General features: G+C 45.3%; 19 protein-coding genes. 2 read left to right on the forward strand and 17 right to left on the reverse strand.

The window, feature by feature from the left end; all coding sequences use genetic code 11:
• Nucleotides 1-57 precede the first annotated feature (57 nt).
• The 9 genes from dnaB to ychF form a co-directional block, all read right to left on the reverse strand.
• Complete coding sequence (dnaB, locus tag BBA02S_RS06350; RefSeq protein ID WP_041095651.1) at nt 58-1,407, reverse strand: replicative DNA helicase; 1,350 nt, start codon at nt 1,405-1,407, stop codon at nt 58-60.
• Between the two features lie 217 nt (nt 1,408-1,624).
• A complete protein-coding gene (gene rplI / locus BBA02S_RS06355) occupies nt 1,625-2,074 on the reverse strand; it encodes a 50S ribosomal protein L9 (protein ID WP_041095652.1) in 450 nt (149 codons plus the stop codon).
• Complete coding sequence (locus BBA02S_RS06360) at nt 2,071-4,041, reverse strand: DHH family phosphoesterase (RefSeq protein WP_041095653.1); 1,971 nt, start codon at nt 4,039-4,041, stop codon at nt 2,071-2,073. Before BBA02S_RS06360 ends, rplI begins: the two co-directional genes overlap by 4 nt.
• Before the next feature lie 37 nt (nt 4,042-4,078).
• Nucleotides 4,079-5,017 (reverse strand): YybS family protein, encoded by a 939-nt coding sequence (locus BBA02S_RS06365; RefSeq protein ID WP_041095654.1) that lies wholly within the window; start codon nt 5,015-5,017, stop codon nt 4,079-4,081.
• Nucleotides 5,018-5,547: 530 nt separating this feature from the next.
• Nucleotides 5,548-7,548, reverse strand: a complete 2,001-nt coding sequence (locus tag BBA02S_RS21735) for a methyl-accepting chemotaxis protein (RefSeq protein ID WP_052477298.1) — start codon at nt 7,546-7,548, stop codon at nt 5,548-5,550.
• Nucleotides 7,549-7,713: 165 nt separating this feature from the next.
• Nucleotides 7,714-7,947 (reverse strand): 30S ribosomal protein S18, encoded by a 234-nt coding sequence (gene rpsR, locus BBA02S_RS06375; protein ID WP_041095655.1) that lies wholly within the window; start codon nt 7,945-7,947, stop codon nt 7,714-7,716.
• Between the two features lie 25 nt (nt 7,948-7,972).
• Nucleotides 7,973-8,494: a single-stranded DNA-binding protein gene (gene ssb / locus BBA02S_RS06380; protein WP_041095656.1), complete on the reverse strand. Its 522-nt coding sequence runs from the start codon at nt 8,492-8,494 to the stop codon at nt 7,973-7,975.
• Between the two features lie 70 nt (nt 8,495-8,564).
• On the reverse strand, nt 8,565-8,855 hold the full coding sequence (gene rpsF / locus BBA02S_RS06385) for a 30S ribosomal protein S6 (RefSeq protein ID WP_041095657.1): 291 nt from the start codon (nt 8,853-8,855) through the stop codon (nt 8,565-8,567).
• Nucleotides 8,856-9,055: 200 nt separating this feature from the next.
• On the reverse strand, nt 9,056-10,156 hold the full coding sequence (ychF, locus tag BBA02S_RS06390; RefSeq protein ID WP_041095658.1) for a redox-regulated ATPase YchF: 1,101 nt from the start codon (nt 10,154-10,156) through the stop codon (nt 9,056-9,058).
• A 168-nt stretch (nt 10,157-10,324) separates the two neighbouring features.
• Here ychF and BBA02S_RS06395 point away from each other — a divergent pair, with 168 nt between their 5' ends.
• Nucleotides 10,325-11,116, forward strand: a complete 792-nt coding sequence (locus BBA02S_RS06395) for a YwqG family protein (RefSeq protein ID WP_041113680.1) — start codon at nt 10,325-10,327, stop codon at nt 11,114-11,116.
• A 61-nt stretch (nt 11,117-11,177) separates the two neighbouring features.
• On the opposite strand, the gene BBA02S_RS06400 is transcribed toward BBA02S_RS06395, so the two are convergent.
• Nucleotides 11,178-11,384 carry a DUF951 domain-containing protein gene (locus BBA02S_RS06400; RefSeq protein ID WP_041095662.1) on the reverse strand — a complete coding sequence of 69 codons (207 nt, stop codon included), beginning with the start codon at nt 11,382-11,384 and terminating at the stop codon, nt 11,178-11,180.
• A gap of 3 nt (nt 11,385-11,387) precedes the next feature.
• Complete coding sequence (locus BBA02S_RS06405; RefSeq protein WP_041095664.1) at nt 11,388-12,293, reverse strand: mechanosensitive ion channel family protein; 906 nt, start codon at nt 12,291-12,293, stop codon at nt 11,388-11,390.
• A gap of 171 nt (nt 12,294-12,464) precedes the next feature.
• Here BBA02S_RS06405 and yyaC point away from each other — a divergent pair, with 171 nt between their 5' ends.
• Nucleotides 12,465-13,133 (forward strand): spore protease YyaC, encoded by a 669-nt coding sequence (gene yyaC, locus BBA02S_RS06410; protein ID WP_052475017.1) that lies wholly within the window; start codon nt 12,465-12,467, stop codon nt 13,131-13,133.
• On the opposite strand, the gene BBA02S_RS06415 is transcribed toward yyaC, so the two are convergent.
• The 6 genes from BBA02S_RS06415 to mnmG all read right to left on the reverse strand — a co-directional run bounded on the left by BBA02S_RS06415 (nt 13,111) and on the right by mnmG (nt 19,309).
• Nucleotides 13,111-13,803, reverse strand: coding sequence for a DUF554 domain-containing protein (locus tag BBA02S_RS06415; RefSeq protein WP_041113679.1), 693 nt, complete (start codon nt 13,801-13,803; stop codon nt 13,111-13,113). The genes yyaC and BBA02S_RS06415 overlap by 23 nt on opposite strands.
• An 82-nt stretch (nt 13,804-13,885) precedes the next feature.
• Nucleotides 13,886-14,737 carry a ParB/RepB/Spo0J family partition protein gene (locus tag BBA02S_RS06420; protein ID WP_041095668.1) on the reverse strand — a complete coding sequence of 284 codons (852 nt, stop codon included), beginning with the start codon at nt 14,735-14,737 and terminating at the stop codon, nt 13,886-13,888.
• Nucleotides 14,730-15,491: a ParA family protein gene (locus BBA02S_RS06425; protein ID WP_041095670.1), complete on the reverse strand. Its 762-nt coding sequence runs from the start codon at nt 15,489-15,491 to the stop codon at nt 14,730-14,732. The genes BBA02S_RS06420 and BBA02S_RS06425 overlap by 8 nt, the downstream gene beginning before the upstream one ends.
• 185 nt (nt 15,492-15,676) lie before the next feature.
• Nucleotides 15,677-16,549 carry a nucleoid occlusion protein gene (noc, locus tag BBA02S_RS06430; protein WP_041095672.1) on the reverse strand — a complete coding sequence of 291 codons (873 nt, stop codon included), beginning with the start codon at nt 16,547-16,549 and terminating at the stop codon, nt 15,677-15,679.
• A gap of 128 nt (nt 16,550-16,677) precedes the next feature.
• On the reverse strand, nt 16,678-17,394 hold the full coding sequence (rsmG, locus tag BBA02S_RS06435; RefSeq protein ID WP_041095674.1) for a 16S rRNA (guanine(527)-N(7))-methyltransferase RsmG: 717 nt from the start codon (nt 17,392-17,394) through the stop codon (nt 16,678-16,680).
• A gap of 25 nt (nt 17,395-17,419) precedes the next feature.
• The gene (mnmG, locus tag BBA02S_RS06440; protein ID WP_041095676.1) at nt 17,420-19,309 is read right to left on the reverse strand and encodes a tRNA uridine-5-carboxymethylaminomethyl(34) synthesis enzyme MnmG; all 1,890 of its coding nucleotides are present in this window, start codon (nt 19,307-19,309) and stop codon (nt 17,420-17,422) included.
• Between the last annotated feature and the right edge of the window lie 8 nt (nt 19,310-19,317).

Genomic DNA, 19,317 nt, shown 5'->3' on the forward strand with positions numbered 1-19,317 from the left:
TGAATTTGTTCGTAAAAATAAAAAAGAACTGACAGCTGAGCTGCCAGTTCTTTCTCCTCAGCCCGTTTCATCGAATCGGCGCTCAAGGTTGACGAACTTATTATATTCTTTGACAAAGGCGAGCTGGACTGTGCCGACCGGGCCGTTCCGCTGCTTCGCTATAATGATTTCAATGATATTTTTGTTTTCCGATTCTTTATCATAATAATCATCCCGGTATAAGAAAGCAACGATATCGGCATCCTGCTCGATAGACCCTGATTCACGGATATCAGACATCATCGGCCGCTTATCTTGACGCTGCTCCACTCCGCGGGAAAGCTGGGAAAGGGCAATAACCGGCACTTCCAGTTCACGGGCAAGAGCTTTCAAGGAACGGGAAATCTCTGATACTTCCTGTTGGCGGTTTTCGCCGGAACGGCCGCTTCCTTGGATCAGCTGCAAATAATCGATCAAAATCATTCCCAGTCCGTGCTCCTGCTTTAAGCGGCGGCATTTTGAACGGATGTCCCCAATGCGCACGCCTGGTGTGTCATCAATGAAAATGCCTGAATTCGACAAGCTGCCCATTGCCATGGTCAGCTTGCGCCAATCTTCGTCCGTTAGAGAGCCGGTCCGCAAGTTCTGGGCATTAATGTTGCCTTCCGCGCAAAGCATCCGCATAACCAGCTGCTCTGCTCCCATCTCCAGACTAAAGATTGCCACATTCTCATCCGTCTTTGTAGCCACGTTTTGAGCAATGTTCAAGGCAAATGCCGTTTTACCGACAGAAGGACGGGCCGCCACGATAATCAGGTCATTGCGCTGGAAACCGGCCGTCATTCGATCGAGCTCTGCAAACCCGGTAGGAATCCCCGTGACATCTCCCTTCCGGTTATGGAGCATTTCAATATTGTCGTATGTGCGCACAAGCACGTCTTTTATATTATGAAAAGCGCTTGTGTTTTTTCGCTGTGCTACTTCCATGATGCTTTTTTCGGCTTCATTCAATAAAGCGTCTACTTCATCCTCACGATTGTAGCCTTCCTGAGCAATTGTTGTTGCCGTACGAATCAGCCGGCGCAAAAGCGACTTTTCCTCAACAATGCGGGCATAATATTCAATGTTGGCTGCTGTCGGAACGGACTCAGCCAATTCTGTTAAATAGATGACGCCGCCCACATCCTCCAGATCTTTAGAGGCCGCAAGCTCTTCCGTTACGGTCACGACGTCGACTGCTTTGCCTTGATCATTCAGCTTCAGCATCGTATGGTAAATCTTTTGGTGTGCAGTCCGGTAGTAATCTTCCGGAATTAAAATTTCTGAAGCAACTGTTAAAGCAGCAGGCTCCAGAAAAATAGCGCCCAATACCGCTTGTTCCGCTTCAATGCTCTGCGGCGGGATCCGGTCAGTCAACAAATCACTCATTATCTCAACCTCCTTGCAGGAAGCGTTGTTTCTTTCTTCGCTAACTGTCTGTTTATCAAAAAGCTTTGTCAGGCGCCCCTTCTCCTTTCACTTACTTTTTCTATCGAACCCGCAAAACGGATGAAAGGAGCCTTGGGTGAACATAGCTTAGCAAAAAAAAGTGACCAGAAAGATCCGATCACATGTTTTCAACCTTATTATTTTAGCATGAAACGACTTATTTTTCTTCTACAACATGAACTTTTAATGTGGCAGATACTTCATTATGAATTTTCACTGGCACATTTGTGTAGCCGAGTGCACGAATGCCGTCTGGCAGGTCCATTTTGCGCTTATCAATTTTGATCGTATGTGTTTTCTTCAGTTCTTCCGCAATTTGCTTTGTTGTCACGGAACCGAATAATCGTCCGCCCTCACCAGATTTTGCTTTGATCTCTACTGTTAAGGTTTCCATGACCTCTTTAAGCTTTTTTGCTTCTTCCAGTTCTTGCTGTGCCAGCTCCGCTTCTTTTTTCTTTTGAGCGTCCAACGCTTTCTTGTTTCCTGCTGTTGCTTCTACAGCTAAGCCGTTTTTAATTAAAAAGTTATTGGCATATCCATCTGCCACGTTCTTCACTTCACCTTTTTTCCCTTTTCCCTTTACATCCTGTAAGAAGATTACTTTCATTCTTCGCTGCCTCCTTCATATAATTCATTAATCACTTCCAGAAGCATGACTTCTGCCTCTGTCACTGTGACATCTTTTAGCTGAGTGGCCGCATTTGATAAATGGCCGCCGCCCTGCAGTTGTTCCATAATGATCTGAACGTTCACTTCCCCGAGTGAACGGGCACTGATGCCGACTGTATCCGTCTCTCTCTTTGCAATAACGAATGAAGCCTGGACGCCGTCCATCGCCAGCAGCGTATCTGCTGCCTGCGCAATTAAAACAGAGTCATATACTTCATTCGGGTCGCCCTTGGCAATGGCAATCCCTTCTTTAAAGAAATAGACTGTTTGAATCAGCTGTGAACGCTGAATATACGTATCAATGTCTTCCTTTAAAAATTTCTGGACAAGGACTGTATCGGCCCCGCGGGCGCGCAAATAAGACGCAGCATCAAATGTTCTTGATCCGGTGCGGAGCGAGAAGCTTTTCGTATCAACGATAATACCGGCAAGCAGAGCGGTGGCTTCCAGCATGGACAGCTTGCTCACTTTCGGCTGATACTCCAGCAGTTCCGTAATGAGCTCTGCAGTAGAAGAAGCATACGGCTCCATGTAAACGAGCAGCGGATTTTTCACAAACTCTTCTCCGCGGCGATGGTGGTCAATCACTACTACTTTGTCCACCTTGTGGAGCAGCCTCTCATCAATGACCAAGGATGGTTTATGCGTGTCCACTACGACGAGAAGCGTCTCTTCCGTAGCAAGATCGATTGCTTCCTCCGGTGCGATAATCCGCGAATAAAGATCCGGATTCTTTTTGGTCTCCGCCATCAGGCGTTTAACAGCCGTGTCCATCTCTGAAAAATCAAGGACGATATAGCCTTCCCGGTCATTCATTTCCGCTACGCGGCGAATCCCCATGGAAGCGCCGAGCGCATCCATGTCAGGGTATTTATGCCCCATGACGATGACTTTGTCGCTTTCCATCACAAGCTCACGAAGAGCATGAGATATCACCCGGGCTCTGACACGTGTTCTTTTCTCCATCGGGTTCGTTTTTCCGCCATAAAACTTTACTTTTCCGTTCAGCTGTTTTAAGGCGGCCTGATCTCCGCCTCGTCCGAGGGCGAGATCTAAGCTGGACTGGGCAAGCGTGCCCAATTCAGGAAGCGACAGTTCGCCATGCCCGACCCCGATGCTCAAAGTGAGCGAAGCGGCCTGCTTAGCTGTGCGTTCCCTTACTTCATCCAGGATTGAAAACTTGGTTTCCTCAAGCTTTCGCAATATCTTTTCATTGAGCACAGCAAAGAAGCGCTCTGAAGAAATTCTCTTCAAGAAAATGCCGTGTTCCAACGCCCAGTCATTTAAGATAGATGTCACCATGCTATTTAAGCTGCTTTTCGTCTGGTCATCCATGCCTTGCGTCAAATCGTCGTAGTTGTCCAAATAAATGATAGACAAAACGGTTTGTTCCTCTAAAAACCTTCTTGCTGTTTCTTCCTGTTCGGTTACATCAAACAGATAAAGCAGCTTTTCCTCCGGCTTGATAATGACATCAAACTTGCGATCATGCAGTTCAATGACATCACCTTTTTCGTTTTTAATAATCGTGATAAGGGAATCAGCCAGTTCATGCAGTGACTTGCCTACTAGCATTTCTTCTTTGAAATAAGAAGATAAAAAGGTATTCGCCCATTCTATGTAGTAATCGTCATTGTAGAGGAGGATTCCAATCGGCATCTCCATAAGCGCCTCTTCTCCTACGCGCTTTAACCGGTAAGAAAGAGTGGTCACATAGCGCTCCACTTCTCTGTGAATGCTGTTCTCCGCTCGAATTAGCAGAAAAAACAACACCCCGCTTACGAGAAACCCTGTGAGTGCTACTGGCCAATTAAAAGCAGCAAGAACGGCAAAAACGACAATAAAAACTATGAGTAATCCGTATAACGGAAATTGTATTTTCCGCCTGCTATAGTAAGAAAGCATCATTTCAGCTCCTAGAAATAAGAGTAGCCTAAACAAATTATATTTTCCGTTGAAGGCGTTGCCGCAAGTCGAATCCTAAGTCAATTATACCTAATAATCTCACAATATAAAGGAGAGGGAGGATAAGAATTGAAAAAACGGTTATCAAGATTGGAATGATCTGCGGCCATTTTTTTAAATGAGCTGTAAAGTAAAGAAACGACAATCCTTGGATCAGCAAGCAAAATTGCAGCATGAACATAATGTTTATGTAGGAAAAGTACCACATCGTTCCCTTTTCCGGCAGCGCAATCAAGCTGGCCAGCAACAAAATAATATAGTACCACAGAATACTTTTCGGGACTTGCCATTCCCTGAACGGTTTAAACTTGGGCACGTCTACACCCAATTTCTTGGCAATTGGAAAGCTAATCGCCATCATGACCAGCATAGAGCCCATAGAAAAAAGCACAAGCAAAGCTGGCATTAGAGCAAGGAGGTAATCAAACACTTCCTGCGCCTGCTCAACCGCTTCCTCCGGCAAAGGGGTGCCCAAGCTCTCCATCATCTTGGCAGACTCCTCATAAGATTGTCTGAATGACTCGCTTATGTTCACTGCCTGATCGCCCGACATACCCATGACCATGGCGTACAACACAACTATATTCAGCAAAAAAAGTAAACTTCCTGCCATAAATATCGAAAATTTGTCCCTGTTTTTCTGCACCATCATGCCCATCACGGTTCCCGGCAAGATAAAGAGCAAGGCAAACGGGACTGCCGTTACGCCGCCGAGAAGCAAAGAAACCAATAAACAGATAGCCGCAAAACCGGTTGCTGCCCGCACAGAATACTTAGCACTGTACACTAAGAAAGGAAGAAGTAAAAAAAGGCTGGCTATTGTTCCCAGCGCCGGAATATACAGCGACAGTGCAAATAGCACGACAAAAAGAACGCCCATTTTTACTCCTTCAGTCATCAGCTTGTTATTGTCCACTCAAACACCTCATTAATTATATCTATTACCTGACACTACATCAGTTTCCCGCGTTGCAAATGATTAACATCCTTATTATTTTATCCTGCTTTGGTCATTCATTCAACTGTTCGGATTTTTCCGCTTACATCCGTCGAATGATTTCTGGCTTTTCTAAAAGCAATAAGTACAAATTCCTATATATATCCTTTTTCTAAAACAAACTGGATGTTTCCACCAGATGGACATTTAGTCGAGCCGCCGTCTTTTTTATTTTGCTTGGAGAGGAAGGCGGTTAACAAGCTAGGATGCGGAAAACGAGGCAGCCTGGAATGGAAATCAACAAGCTCCAGTTACATGAACAAGAAAAAAGGCTGCTGATTTTTCATTCAGCAGCCTGATCATTGGGGCTGTTCATCCATTTTCATTCAAACGATTGCGCGTCTGTCCTAACTTTGCTCCCCCTGTTGATTGGAACGAAAAGCGTAAAGACGCCTGCGGAAAGTGAAGTGCCTGGAATGGAAATCAACAGGCTCCGTTCAAAGGCGGTTTTATCCGTGCAGCTTAAAACGATTCACTGCACTTTTCAATTCGATGCTCAATTCCATTAACCGTTCAGATGAGATGGCTACCGATTGGATGGCTCGCATCTGTTCATCAGCTGAAGCGCTGATTTCCTCACTTGCGGCAGCTGACTGCTGCGAGGAAGCAGCGATTTCTTCCATGACTTGCAGCACTTCATTTTTCTCACCAGCTGCTTTCATAATTTCTTGATTAATAGCTGCGACGGAGGACTCCATCTTCTCTACAAGCGAAGACAACTCGGCAAAGATCGTTTCGGTTGCTTCTACTGCTGCTGTTTGATGATCAAAGTTCGTCCGGGTTTTCGCCATTTGCTCGACGGCCTGTCCAGACCCTTGCTGAATATCACTGATGGTTGCTTTTACTTGATCGGTCGCCCGTGAAGACTGTTCAGCAAGCTTCCGAACTTCTTCCGCAACAACAGCAAAACCTTTTCCATGCTCTCCTGCCCGGGCCGCTTCAATAGAAGCATTCAAAGCAAGCAGGTTCGTCTGGGAGGAAATATCCGTAATAGTCTGCATGATCAGTTCAATGGACTTAATCTTCGTTTCCAAAGCATGGATCACTTCTTCCATCTGATCGATATAGACTTTTGTTTCGCTGTTGGAAGACCCGAGCATTTGAACTTGTTCCAGCCCCGATTTCTGGACCGTTTCCGTCTGGCTGGCTGCTTCTCTCATTGCTTCTGCCTGATCAGCGATTTGATTAATTTGGTCGCCAAGATGATGCGAACGCTCTGTTGCTTCACTGGATTCCTCAGATGCTTTGGATGCTCCTTTAGCAATCTCGCTAATCGCTGCTGCGATCTGCTCGCTTGATGCATTCGTCTCCTCGGAAACCGCACTTAAATTTTCTGCTGCTTCTGTTACATTCTCAGCCGAGTGGTTCACAACCGAAATAATCTCTCTCATGCTGGCCACCATCTCATTAAATGTTTTCGCCAGCTCACCAACTTCATCCTTCGAAGTAACAGGCACCTGTACGCTTAAATCGCCTTTTGCCACCTTTTTAGCTGATCCTCCCAAGGCATGAATAGGCTTGATGACTTGATTCAATATATAAAGCACTGCTCCGATCATGACAAGCAGCAAGACAATTCCGGTGACGGCCAGGTACGTGCCAATCGACTTCGATAAGCCTAAAAGAGAGTCGCGATTGTAAACTGCTCCGATCTTCCAGTCAACCGCTTCTACCGTATCATAGACGAGAAGACGTTCTTTCTGGTCTTCCTTATAATTGACCGTGCCATTCTCTTGACTGCTGTCTAAAACGGATTGAATATAGTCATATTTCGTCAAGTCTTTCCCTTGGCCAGTCGGATGCACAATGCCCACCCCCTGCTTGGAGATGATCATAGGCTGGCCGTCATAGCCGATATGCATATGATTCATTTGGTTTGTGATAACTGATAAACTCACATCCGCCCCGATGACACCGGCGGGCTGATTATTGATCATTAATGCTTTAGACACGGTTACTACATACTCTCCGGTACCCATATCTACATATGGCTCACTCCAGACAGCCTCTCCGTTTGCCTCCACTGCCAGCTTAAACCAGTCTCTCTTGCGCGGGTCATAATCAGCCGGCAATTTAGAAGGATAAATATCCATCGTTCCTTTTGGCGTAGCGAAGAAAATATTCAGCACATCCCCATACGAGTGCGAATAGCGCTCGAATAAGCTTTTAACCGCTTTTTGGCTAGCTTCATCCCTGTTGCCGCCCGCAATCTTTGCCGCATATTGCGCAAGAGCCGGGTTTTCACTAGTTAGCTCCATGCTTTTCTTGTGCTGATCCAAAAATAAGAAAGCGGAATCGTTCATTTGCTGTACGATTCCTTTCGTCTGCCCAATGACTTCCTGTTCTGTCTGCTTTTCGATTTGATAACCGATGAAAATAATAATGAAGGCAAATGATAAAGCAAGCAGCACAACAAGAGGGATCATTAGCTTGGCTTTGATTGATCGCAATGTTGTCACCATCCTGTATAAAATTAAGAGTAAAGGCATATGTATATGCCTATGTAAAGCTCAAGCCTTTCTCTTCTTTTATCGGATGATTCTTTAAAATATCTATCACCCCAAACAAATTTTTTCCATAAAAAAAACCCGTCGATTCAGACGGGTTTTTCTTGCTTACTCTCCAGCTACGAATGGAAGAAGAGCTACTTGACGCGCACGTTTAATTGCAATAGTTAAACGGCGTTGGTATTTAGCGCTTGTTCCAGTTACGCGGCGTGGAAGGATTTTTCCGCGCTCAGAGATAAACTTTTTCAAAAGTTCTACATCTTTGTAGTCGATATGCGTAATGCCGTTAGCTGTGAAATAACATACTTTCCGGCGTTTACGTCCGCCTCTGCGTCCTGCCATGTCGATTCCCCTCCTCTGTTAATGATTAGAATGGCAAGTCATCATCTGAAATATCGATCGGCTGACCGTCATTTGCAAATGGGTCTTCATCCATTCTTGTATAACCTGACTGGTTATTGTTGTTATTGTTGCGTTGATTCTGCTGTCCAAACGGAAAGTCTTGGTTTCTTTGTCCGCCGCCGTACGAATTGTTTTCAGGGCTGCGCTCACCTGCAGCTGCAGAAGCACTGCGCGGCTCTAAAAACTGTACGCTTTCAGCTAAGACCTCGGTTACGTATACACGCTTTCCATCTTGTCCTTCATAATTACGCGTTTGAATACGGCCATCTACGCCAGCCAAACTTCCTTTTTTCAGGAAATTCGCCACGTTTTCTGCTGCCCGGCGCCAAACTACGCAATTAATGAAGTCCGTTTCCCGTTCTCCTTGCTGGTTTGTGAACGTACGGTTCACAGCAAGAGTGAAAGTAGAAACAGCCACTCCGTTCGGCGTGTACCGAAGATCCGGATCTTTAGTTAAACGGCCTACTAAAACGACTCGGTTCATCATCAGAATCAACCCCCTTTTCATTCAAAATGTTCCATTGAAAGCATTCTGAAAGATTATTTATTTAAACGATTTATTTATCATCTTCACGAACTACGATGTGGCGGATGATGTCGTCGCTGATTTTTGCTAGACGGTCAAATTCTTGAACCGCTGCAGCATCGGCGTTAGCGTGTACTAATTGGTAGAAACCTTCACGAAAATCGTTGATTTCATATGCTAAACGACGTTTACCCCACTCTTTAGAATCGATGATTTCCGCACCGTTAGAAGTTAAAATTCCGTCAAAGCGCTCAACAACCGCTTTTTTCGCATCCTCATCAACGTTTGGGCGGATAATGTACATGAATTCGTACTTTTTCATCTTTCTTTCACCTCCTCATGGTCTATACGGCTCTTTTTCTTTGAAAAGAGCAAGGAGTAACTGTTTCATTACTCACAAGATAGAATTATATCACGATTTTCTTCCTAATGCAATAAAATCAGCAGAACGGCCCATCCCAGGAATCGAAAAAGCAGCCGTCTTTTCTCCGGGCGGAGAAAAAGCGGCTGCTTTCTTATCCATTATACATTAAATCTAAAGTGAACAACGTCCCCATCTTGCATGATATACTCTTTGCCTTCAAGGCGGACTTTGCCGGCCTCTTTGGCAGCACCCATTGATCCAGCTGCCACAAGGTCTTCATAGGACACTGTTTCGGCGCGGATAAACCCCCGTTCAAAGTCGGAATGGATGACGCCCGCACATTGCGGAGCTTTCATGCCTTTACGGAAAGTCCAAGCGCGCACTTCTTGAACACCCGCTGTAAAGTAAGTAGCCAGTCCAAGCAAGGAGTAAGCCGCCCGGATCAACTGGTCCAAACCGGACTCCTCGATGCCAAGCTCCTGCAGGAACATCGCTTTCTCCTCGTCATCAAGCTCGGCAATCTCCTCTTCAATCTTGGCGCAAACAACGATTACTTCTGCATTATCCTGCGCTGCGAAATCACGGACTCTTTGCACATATTCATTTTCGGATGGATCGACAATGTCCTCTTCGCCCACATTTGCTACATAGAGCATTGGCTTAGATGTCAGCAAGTGCAGCTGCTTGGCGATGCGCCCTTGCTCTTCGGAAAGCTCTACCGTGCGAGCCGGCTTGTTCGCTTCAAGCGCTTCTTTTAATTTTACTAAAACATCGTGCTCCATCACTGCTTCTTTATCTTTTTGCTTTGCTAATTTAGCTACGCGCACGAGACGTTTATCTACTGTTTCCAAATCGGCTAGAATTAACTCCAGGTTAATTACTTCAATATCATCAATCGGATCTACTTTTCCTGAGACGTGTGTAATATTGTCATCGGCAAAGCAGCGGACAACCTGGCAAATAGCGTCCACTTCCCGGATATGAGCAAGGAACTTATTGCCAAGTCCTTCTCCTTTGCTCGCTCCTTTCACGATGCCTGCGATATCTGTAAATTCGAAAGCGGTCGGAACCGTTTTCTTCGGCTCTACCATTTCAGTTAATTTATTCAAACGCGCATCCGGCACTTCTACGATGCCGACATTCGGGTCAATGGTACAGAAAGGGTAATTGGCAGACTCCGCGCCTGCTTTTGTAATTGCATTAAATAACGTTGATTTCCCTACATTCGGCAAACCAACAATTCCAGCTGTTAAAGCCATTTCGGTCACTCCTCTATTATCAGCTCTTCTATTATTTTCGCTCTAAACCTTCCACAATTATAAATTTAGTCAAGAAAAAAGGCAATTGCTGCCCGCCGCCCATTTTCATTCATTGGGGCCGATTTCTTTTTGTTATACTATTCACAACCAATCATAAGGAGGAACAAGATGACAATCCTTGATCATTTGCTCCACAAGCACGAATTATATCATAAAAAACCAGCTATCCTATCTGCTCTCAAACATTCCATCGGGATAGAAAAAGTTAAAATGAACGAAGAAGACATCCCTATTGGGTCTTCCAAGCTCGGCGGCCTGCCGGATATGCCGGATAGCATGGAATTTCCCCGATATGAAAACGGACATTTATCGTTTCTCGGACAGTTTAACCTGAAAGAAGCCAAACCTTATGACAAGGATCAGTTACTTCCTGAAAATGGGATTTTGTATTTGTTTTATGATGTATATGAACAGCCTTGGGGCTTTGAAGAAGAAGAAGGAGGCTTTCAGCTTCTCTATTACGATGGGGAGATCAGTCAATTAAAAAGAAGGGCGTACCCTGAAACCACTGAAGATTATTTCCCTTTAGACGCATGCAAAGTGTCCTTTAACAGCTTATTGACTATTTCCGAACACCCGGATAACCTGTCTTTCGCGAAAGAGGAAGAGGAGGAACGCTTTTGGAGCTTCAGGCAGGATCTCATGCAGCCTGAAGATGAAGAAGGACATATTCAGCCGGCTCATTACATGCTGGGGGAACCCTTGAATATCCAAAACAATGTCTTCGAGGATCTCTATGACAAAGATGGTGAACCTGTACTGCTGCTCCAAATTGACTCGGATGAAGAAGATTTAGGAGTTATGTGGGGAGACTCCGGGATCCTGTATTTTTGTATGGAAAGGAAACAATTAGCCAATAAACAGTTTGACCAGGTTGCTTTTACGTTGCAATGCTTTTAAGGAACGTTTACTTGTCGCCACAGGCAGCCGCGGTTCTGCTTGCCAATAGAAAACAGCAGCGTCAGGATTCGCTGCTGTTTTCTATTGGCTGTATGACCCTCTTCATTTTTTTGGCAAATTCTCTTCTAGGCAAGATGACGCTATGTCCGCAGCCCTCGCATTTAATGCGAATATCCATGCCCAGCCTGATCACTTTCCAGCGATTTGTGCCGCATGGATGGGGCTTTTTCATTTCAACGACATCATTTAATTCAAAAGTTTTCTCCATTGTTTACCCCCTGCTTTGCTGATGCTTTTTATGCGCCACTGCCTCTTCCTGTTCTGTACGGGAATACATGACGAGGCGCGGGAATGGTATTTCAATTCCATTTTCATCGAGGCACATTTTCACCTCTTTGCGGATCATCCGCGCGATGTACCAATGGTTCATCGGTGTGGTTTCAGCCGCAATCCTTAAAATGACATCTGAAGCCGCTAAGTTTTGCACACCGAGCAAGGTCGGCGGCGCTACGATTTCTTCATATTTATCCTGCAGTGTCGCTAACAGTTCCTCAATTGCTTTTTCTGCCTCTTCAATGTTCTCTTCATAAGCAATGCTTACATCCACCACTGCCATGCTGTTGTGAATAGAGAAGTTGGTTACTTCACTAATGGAACCATTCGGCAAAATATGCAATTCTCCTGTCCACTGTTTAATTTTTGTCGTTCTTAAGCCGATTTCTTCGACTGTTCCTTCGAAATTGCCAATACGGACAAAGTCACCGACTGAAAATTGATCTTCAAAAATAATGAAAAAGCCGCTGATCACATCACGCACAAGGTTCTGGGCGCCAAAACCAACGGCAAGCCCCAACACTCCGGCTCCAGCAATGAGCCCTTTTACATTAAACGTTAAAATAGACAGTATATTAAGCAATGCAACGAAATAGACAACATAGGAAACTACATTTTCCAACAGCTTTAATAGTGTCGTCTCCCGCCGCTCTGAATATCTTAAAGGCGCTTTCGAACGCAAATGGAAAAAGTTGCGAATCGCTGCTTTAGCCACTTTTACGAGAATAGCCGCCAAAATCAGCGTCATGATGATTTTGAATGACCCTTTCCCGATCGCAATCCATGTTTTTTCATCTAACACTGTATCCCAAACCTGATCAAGCATACGCTGAAATGCAGACATGAAATTCCTCCTCCTTGGTCTTTGCTTGAAGGGCAACTTTCATTTTAGCAAGAATGATAAAGAATTTGTAGCTAGACACACAAAGAGAAAGTTTTTCTTTTTCCCGGACAGCATGTATAGAATCGCTCGAAAATCCGTATACTTTTACTATTATCCAGCAGGAGGTAACTTATGAATCTTAAACATTTGTTCGACCGCAAGCCTGATTCATATAGTGTTCATTATGAAGAGCAGCAGGCCGCTTCCGTATTTGCCGATCACTTGCTTACGCTGCTGCCGCCTCCGGGAAGCTGTCCGGTGGTCTTTGCCTTTATCGGCACAGACCGCTCTACAGGAGACTCTCTTGGTCCGCTTGTCGGCACGCTGCTCGAGGAAAAGAAAGTAACTGCTTTTCATATGTATGGCACCCTTGAAAATCCCGTTCATGCCGTCAATTTAACGGAAAAGCTGGCGCTGATCGAAAAAGAGCACGAGCATCCTTTTATTGTCGGCGCGGATGCCTGTCTCGGAAGATTAAAAAGCGTCGGACACATTCAAATCGGAAAAGGCCCTGTAAAGCCGGGAGCCGGCGTGAATAAACAGCTGCCAGCCGTTGGTGAGGCACACATTACCGGCATCGTAAATGTAAGCGGATTTATGGAGTTTTTTGTACTGCAAAATACGCGGCTTCACCTTGTAATGAGCATGGCCCGGGTAATAGCCGATGGAATTGCCAAAGCCTCCATTCGCTATTCTGCTTCTGCCCTTTTGCAGCAAAGCCTGTCCCAATCCGATCAAGATCTAAAACACCAAGCAGCTATGTATGCCAAGCAATTATTCAAAAAAGATATTGAATCGTAATGATCACTCCGACACATACAAGGCTTGGCAGTAAATTTGCTACGCGTATTTTCGTCAAGCCCAGTAAGTTCAACCCAATAGCCAAAATCATAATGCCGCCGGCAGCTGTCATTTCCACAATGAAGGCATCCATCCATTCTTTCGGAACGAAGCGGTCGATTTGAGTAGCAAATAAAGCAATGATCCCCTCATACAGAATCACTGGAACAGCGGAAAACATGACACCAATCCCTAGGGTGGTTGTTAGAATTAAAGCGGTCACACCATCAATAATTGCCTTTGTCAAAAGGACTTCATGGTTTCCGCGAATGCCGCTGTCAAGCGCTCCAATAATGCCCATTGCTCCAATGACAAAAATTAAGGTAGCTGTGACGAAGCCTTGTGAAACGCTCGTTTCGTCCGTTTCTTTGCCAATTTTCCTCTCAAGCCATAAGCCTACTTGATTTAGCCGTTCATCCAACATTAACAGCTCTCCAATAACAAGACTAATAATTACTGTTAAAAAATCAGCACTCTTTAAGCCCATTTGCAGCCCAAGCACCACAACCGCCAGCCCGATTGCCTGCATGACTGTTCCTTTTATTCCCTCTGGGATTCTATTTAACCACTTGCCGAGAAGCGCTCCAAAGATGATTGTCAGGCCGTTTATAATTGAGCCGTATAGCACCATTTCCTTTTTCCCCTTTGCATTTTTTCAATTTCCTTTCCCCATGAATAGCAAAGGGAGCTATCGGTAACCGACAGCTCCCTGATTAATTCTTGTTCAATAAATCAAGTATTCTGTTTAAGTCCTCGACCGATAAAAATTCAATTTCAATTTTTCCCTTTTTCTTGTCTTTTGACTGTTTAATGTGAACAGATGTTCCAAATTGTTCTCTCAGAGCGTCCTCCCGCTCTTTAATGAATACATCCTTTGTTTCTTTGGCAGCCGGTGTTTCACGTGAAACATTCTCGTTCAGCTTCTGAATCCATTTCTCCAGCTGTCTGACGTTTAAACCTTCTGACACTGTTTTCTCAGCCGTTTCGATCATTGTTTCTTTTTTCTTTAAGCCGAGAAGCGCCCGTCCGTGGCCCATTGTCAATCTTCCGTCGGTAATCATTTCCTGAATTTCATTCGGCAAAGAAAGCAAACGTAAATGATTGGCTATATGCGAGCGGCTTTTCCCCATCTTTACCGCCAGCTCTTCCTGGGTAAGATTTAGCTTATCAATCAGTGTTTGATAGGCTGCTGCTTCCTCCAGAGCCGTTAAATCCTCGCGCTGAAGATTTTCCAGCAGCGCCATTTCCATCATTTGTTCATCAGACAGTTTGCGGACAACGACAGGAACCTTTTCGAGTTTGGCGGCTTTAGCGGCACGGTAGCGCCTTTCGCCAACAACAATCTCGTATCCTTTAATGCTTTTGCGGGCAATAATCGGCTGGAGGATTCCATGTTCCTTAATAGACTCTGTTAATTCTCCAATCGCTTCCTCGCTGAAAATTTTGCGCGGCTGGTAAGGGTTGGGCCGCAGCTCCTTCAGCTCGATCTCTCTGACAGTTTCTTCATTTTCTATTTCCAGATCTTTAAAAATGGCATTGATTCCTCTTCCTAACCCTTTAGCCATTCGCTGCCACCTCCTTCGCAAAATCCAAATACATTTCCGCTCCTTTTGAACGGGGATCATATAAAATCACTGGTTTTCCGTGGCTGGGTGCTTCACTCAAGCGGATGTTTCTCGGGATGATTGTTCGATAGACCTTATCTTGAAAGTACTTTTTGACTTCTTCAATCACTTGCAAGCCCAGATTAGTGCGGGCATCGAGCATAGTGAGCAAAACGCCTTCAATCGCCAGCTCCGTATTTAAATGCTTTTGAACAAGGCGAACGGTATTAAGCAGCTGGCTTAGTCCTTCCAATGCGTAATACTCGCATTGAACGGGGATGATCACAGAATCGGCCGCTGTCAGAGCATTGACCGTTAACAATCCGAGGGAAGGCGGGCAATCGATTAACATATAATCAAAATCGTCGCGCACTCTTTCCAGCGCCCGTTTCAGCCGCAATTCCCTGGAGATAGTCGGCACAAGCTCAATATCCGCGCCTGCGAGAGAAATGGTTGCCGGGGCCACAAACAAATTGTCTACCGCCGCCGGCTTAATAATATCGGTGATCTCAATATCATCCACTAACACATCATACATGCATTGATCCACGTCGCCTTTTTGAATTCCTGTTCCGCTCGTTGCATTTCCTTGCGGATCAATGTCAATCAACAATACTTTTTTATCTAAAGAAGCTAAACAAGCTCCGAGATTAACGGACGTAGTTGTTTTTCCTACTCCTCCCTTTTGGTTAGCTATCGCAATGACTTTTCCCATCCGGCCCACCTGCTTTCTTCTATCCTAATAATTTACTGTATTTCTATTTTAACAAAAATAGCTCCGCAATTATCACTGCGGCTTAAAATACTTTTTAAGAATCCTTCTCCAAATTTCGTGCTGATATAGAGAAGATCTGCGAATATGTAACAAAAAAGCGAGAAACCGCCGGCTGGTTTCTCACTTTATTTCTTTTTTGGTATTTTAATTGTAATCTGGTAAAAATCGTCAAACTCTTCTTCCTGCGATTTCAAATCAATTCCGCTGTCGCTCACCATGGACAGAGATTGACGAATAGTATTCACAGCTATCCTGACATCCTTGCTGAAAGCTTTGCGGCGGGACTTCGGCTTCTGCTGCGGCGTATCAAGCAGCTGAACGACCCGGTCCTCTGTTTGTTTGACGTTGAACTGCTTTTCAATAATTTCATTCATCACCTGCACTTGCTTTTCCGGATTTTTTAACGGAATAAGCGCCCGTGCATGCCGCTCGGTAATCTGCTTTTGTGCCAGCGCTTCCTGAACCTCTGCCGGGAGCTTTAGCAGCCGCAGCTTATTGGCCACAGTCGACTGGCCCTTTCCGAGACGCTGAGCCAGCGCTTCCTGGGTCAATCCGTGCAGCTCAAGCAGCTTGCCATATGCAATCGCTTCTTCAATCGGTGACAGCTCTTCCCTTTGCAGGTTTTCTATTAACGCAACCGACGCAGTCTCGGTATCATTTAAATTATTAATAATCGCCGGGACAGTTTCCCAATTCAATGTTTGCACTGCCCGCCAGCGCCGCTCCCCGGCAATCAGCTCATATTTCCCGTCCTCCGTTTCCCGGACAACGATCGGCTGAATAATGCCGTGGATATGAATAGTTCTAGCCAATTCTTCTATTTTTGCATCATCAAAAACGGTTCTCGGCTGAAAGCGGTTTGGCATAATTAAGGACACCGGGATTTGTTTAACTGCCTCTCTCTCCGCTGCTGATTCTTCTACTAACGCAATTTCTCTGGGCTGTTCTTCTGCTGTTTTTTCCCCCATGTTAAAAAAACGAGAGAAACGACGCTTCATGATCCCTACACCACCTTTAACGGACTCCCTTTAATACCTATTCTCTCTTTAACAGTCTGGTTCCTTCTTCGAGGAGCCGCTTTTTTGTTTAATCTTAAAAAAGTAAAGATATCCACATGTGGATATCTTTACTCAATCGGCGACTTATTCGGCGTTCCGGGCTTTCTAGGATACTTTTTCGGTGTAGCTTGTATCTTATCAATCACCATAATCGTCCGCTCGCTCTCCTCCATTGGAAGCAAAAACGAATGATCTTCCCGCAAACGGCCGCCAAGTACCTTGAGTGCTTTATGGCTGCTTTGCAATTCATCTTGCGCGCTTGCTGCCTTCATAGCCAAAAAGGCTCCGCCCACTTTCACAAGCGGCAGGCACAGCTCGCTTAACACAGACATGCGGGCAACGGCACGCGCCATGACCACATCATATTGCTCCCGGTGCTCAGGCAATTTCCCAAAGGTTTCTGCCCGGTCATGGAAGAAATGGACATTACTCAATTGCAGCTCATTCGCCAAATGATTTAAAAAGGTAATTCGTTTGTTCAGTGAATCCACGATCGTAACTTGAATGTCCGGAAAAGCAATCTTTAGCGGAATGCTTGGAAATCCGGCTCCCGCCCCCACATCACAAATGGCCGGGCTGCCGGAAAAATCAAAGTAAAAGGCTGCAGACAGCGAATCGTAGAAGTGCTTTAAATACACTTCCTCTTCATCAGTAATCGCTGTTAAATTCATTTTTTCATTCCATTCGACGAGCAATTGGTAATACCGGTTAAATTGCTCAAGCTGTTCAGGGGAAAGATGCAGCCCCTTTTCTGCCAGCTGCTGCTGAAATTGTTCTTTATTCACTTGTCAACCGTCCCTTCAACTAGACTCAATTAGCCGTACGGGCAATGCGCCCTTGCTCGATGTAAACAAGCAAAATGGAAATGTCGGCCGGGTTTACCCCTGAAATCCGGGAAGCTTGAGCGATAGAAAGCGGCCTTACTTCTTTCAAATGATGACGCGCTTCTGTTGCAAGGCCATTGATTGCATCGTAATCAATGTTCTCCGGTATCTTTTTATTTTCCATTTTCTTTAGCTTCTCCACTTGTTGAAGAGATTTTTCAATATATCCTTCGTATTTAATTTGAATTTCCACTTGCTCTTCTACTTCAGCATCCAATGCTTCAGGAGCTGGCACAAGCTGCTTCAAATGTCCGTAGTTCATTTCCGGGCGTCTTAAAAGATCCGTTGCTCGAATGCCATCTTTTAACTCGCTGCCGCCGGCTTCACGGATGAGTGCCTGCGTTTCTTCATTTGGTTTAATAATAATGGATTGCAAACGCTCAATTTCCCCGGAAATAGCCGCTTTCTTCTCCAGAAAACGCTGGTACCGTTCTTCTGAAATCAAGCCGATTCGGTAACCGATTTCCGTCAAACGCAGGTCCGCATTATCATGACGCAGAAGCAGGCGGTATTCTGCACGTGAAGTGAGCAGGCGGTATGGCTCGCTCGTCCCTTTTGTCACCAGGTCGTCAATCAGCACACCAATATACGCGTCAGAACGGCTTAAAATCACTTCATCCTTGTCAAGAACGCGGCAAGCGGCGTTAATTCCCGCCATCATTCCCTGGGCAGCAGCTTCCTCATATCCAGATGTACCATTAATTTGGCCCGCTGTATACAAGTTTTTCACTTTTTTCGTTTCCAATGTCGGCCAGAGCTGTGTCGGCACAATGGCATCATATTCAATGGCGTAACCAGCGCGCATTAATTGAGCTTTTTCCAATCCCGGAATCGTGCGGAGCATTCGATACTGAACGTCTTCCGGCAAGCTTGAAGACAAGCCCTGCACGTATACTTCTTCGGTATTGCGGCCCTCCGGCTCCAAGAAGATTTGATGGCGCGGCTTATCATTAAAGCGGACGATCTTATCTTCAATAGACGGACAATAGCGAGGGCCTTTACCCTTAATCACTCCTGAAAACATCGGAGAGCGGTGCAAGTTATCATTGATGATGCTGTGGGTTTCTTCGTTCGTATAAGTTAACCAGCAAGGAAGCTGATCCGTAATAAACTTTGTTGTTTCATAACTGAAAGCGCGCGGCTCTTCGTCGCCGGGCTGAATCTCTGTTTTGCTGTAATCAATCGTCCGGCTGTTCACGCGCGGCGGCGTCCCTGTTTTAAAGCGGACAAGATCAAACCCAAGCTTCTCCAGGCTTTCAGATAAGCGGATAGATGGCTGCTGATTATTGGGTCCGCTGGAATATTTTAAATCGCCGATAATAATTTCTCCGCGCAAGAACGTTCCTGTTGTAATAATCACAGCTTGCGCACGATATACCGCTCCTGTTTGCGTAACAACGCCGCGGCATTCACCGTCTTCAACGATCAAATCTTCAACCATTCCTTGAATCAGCGTGAGGTTTTCTTGATTTTCGATCGTTTTCTTCATTTCCTGCTGATAGAGCACTTTATCTGCTTGCGCTCTCAATGCTCGAACAGCTGGGCCTTTTCCTGTATTCAGCATACGCATTTGAATATGGGTTTTATCGATATTCTTGCCGATTTCACCGCCAAGCGCATCGATTTCCCGGACAACAATTCCTTTAGCCGGGCCGCCAATAGACGGATTGCATGGCATATAAGCGATCATATCAAGATTAATGGTAATCATAAGCGTTTTTGCACCTGCCCGGGCAGATGCCAGCCCCGCTTCCACACCAGCATGTCCGGCACCTACAACGACTACATCGTATTGGCCAGCTTCATATTGTAGCATGTTTGCTC

This window comes from Bacillus badius NBRC 15713, assembly GCF_001591605.1.
Lineage (GTDB): Bacteria > Bacillota > Bacilli > Bacillales > Domibacillaceae > Pseudobacillus > Pseudobacillus badius.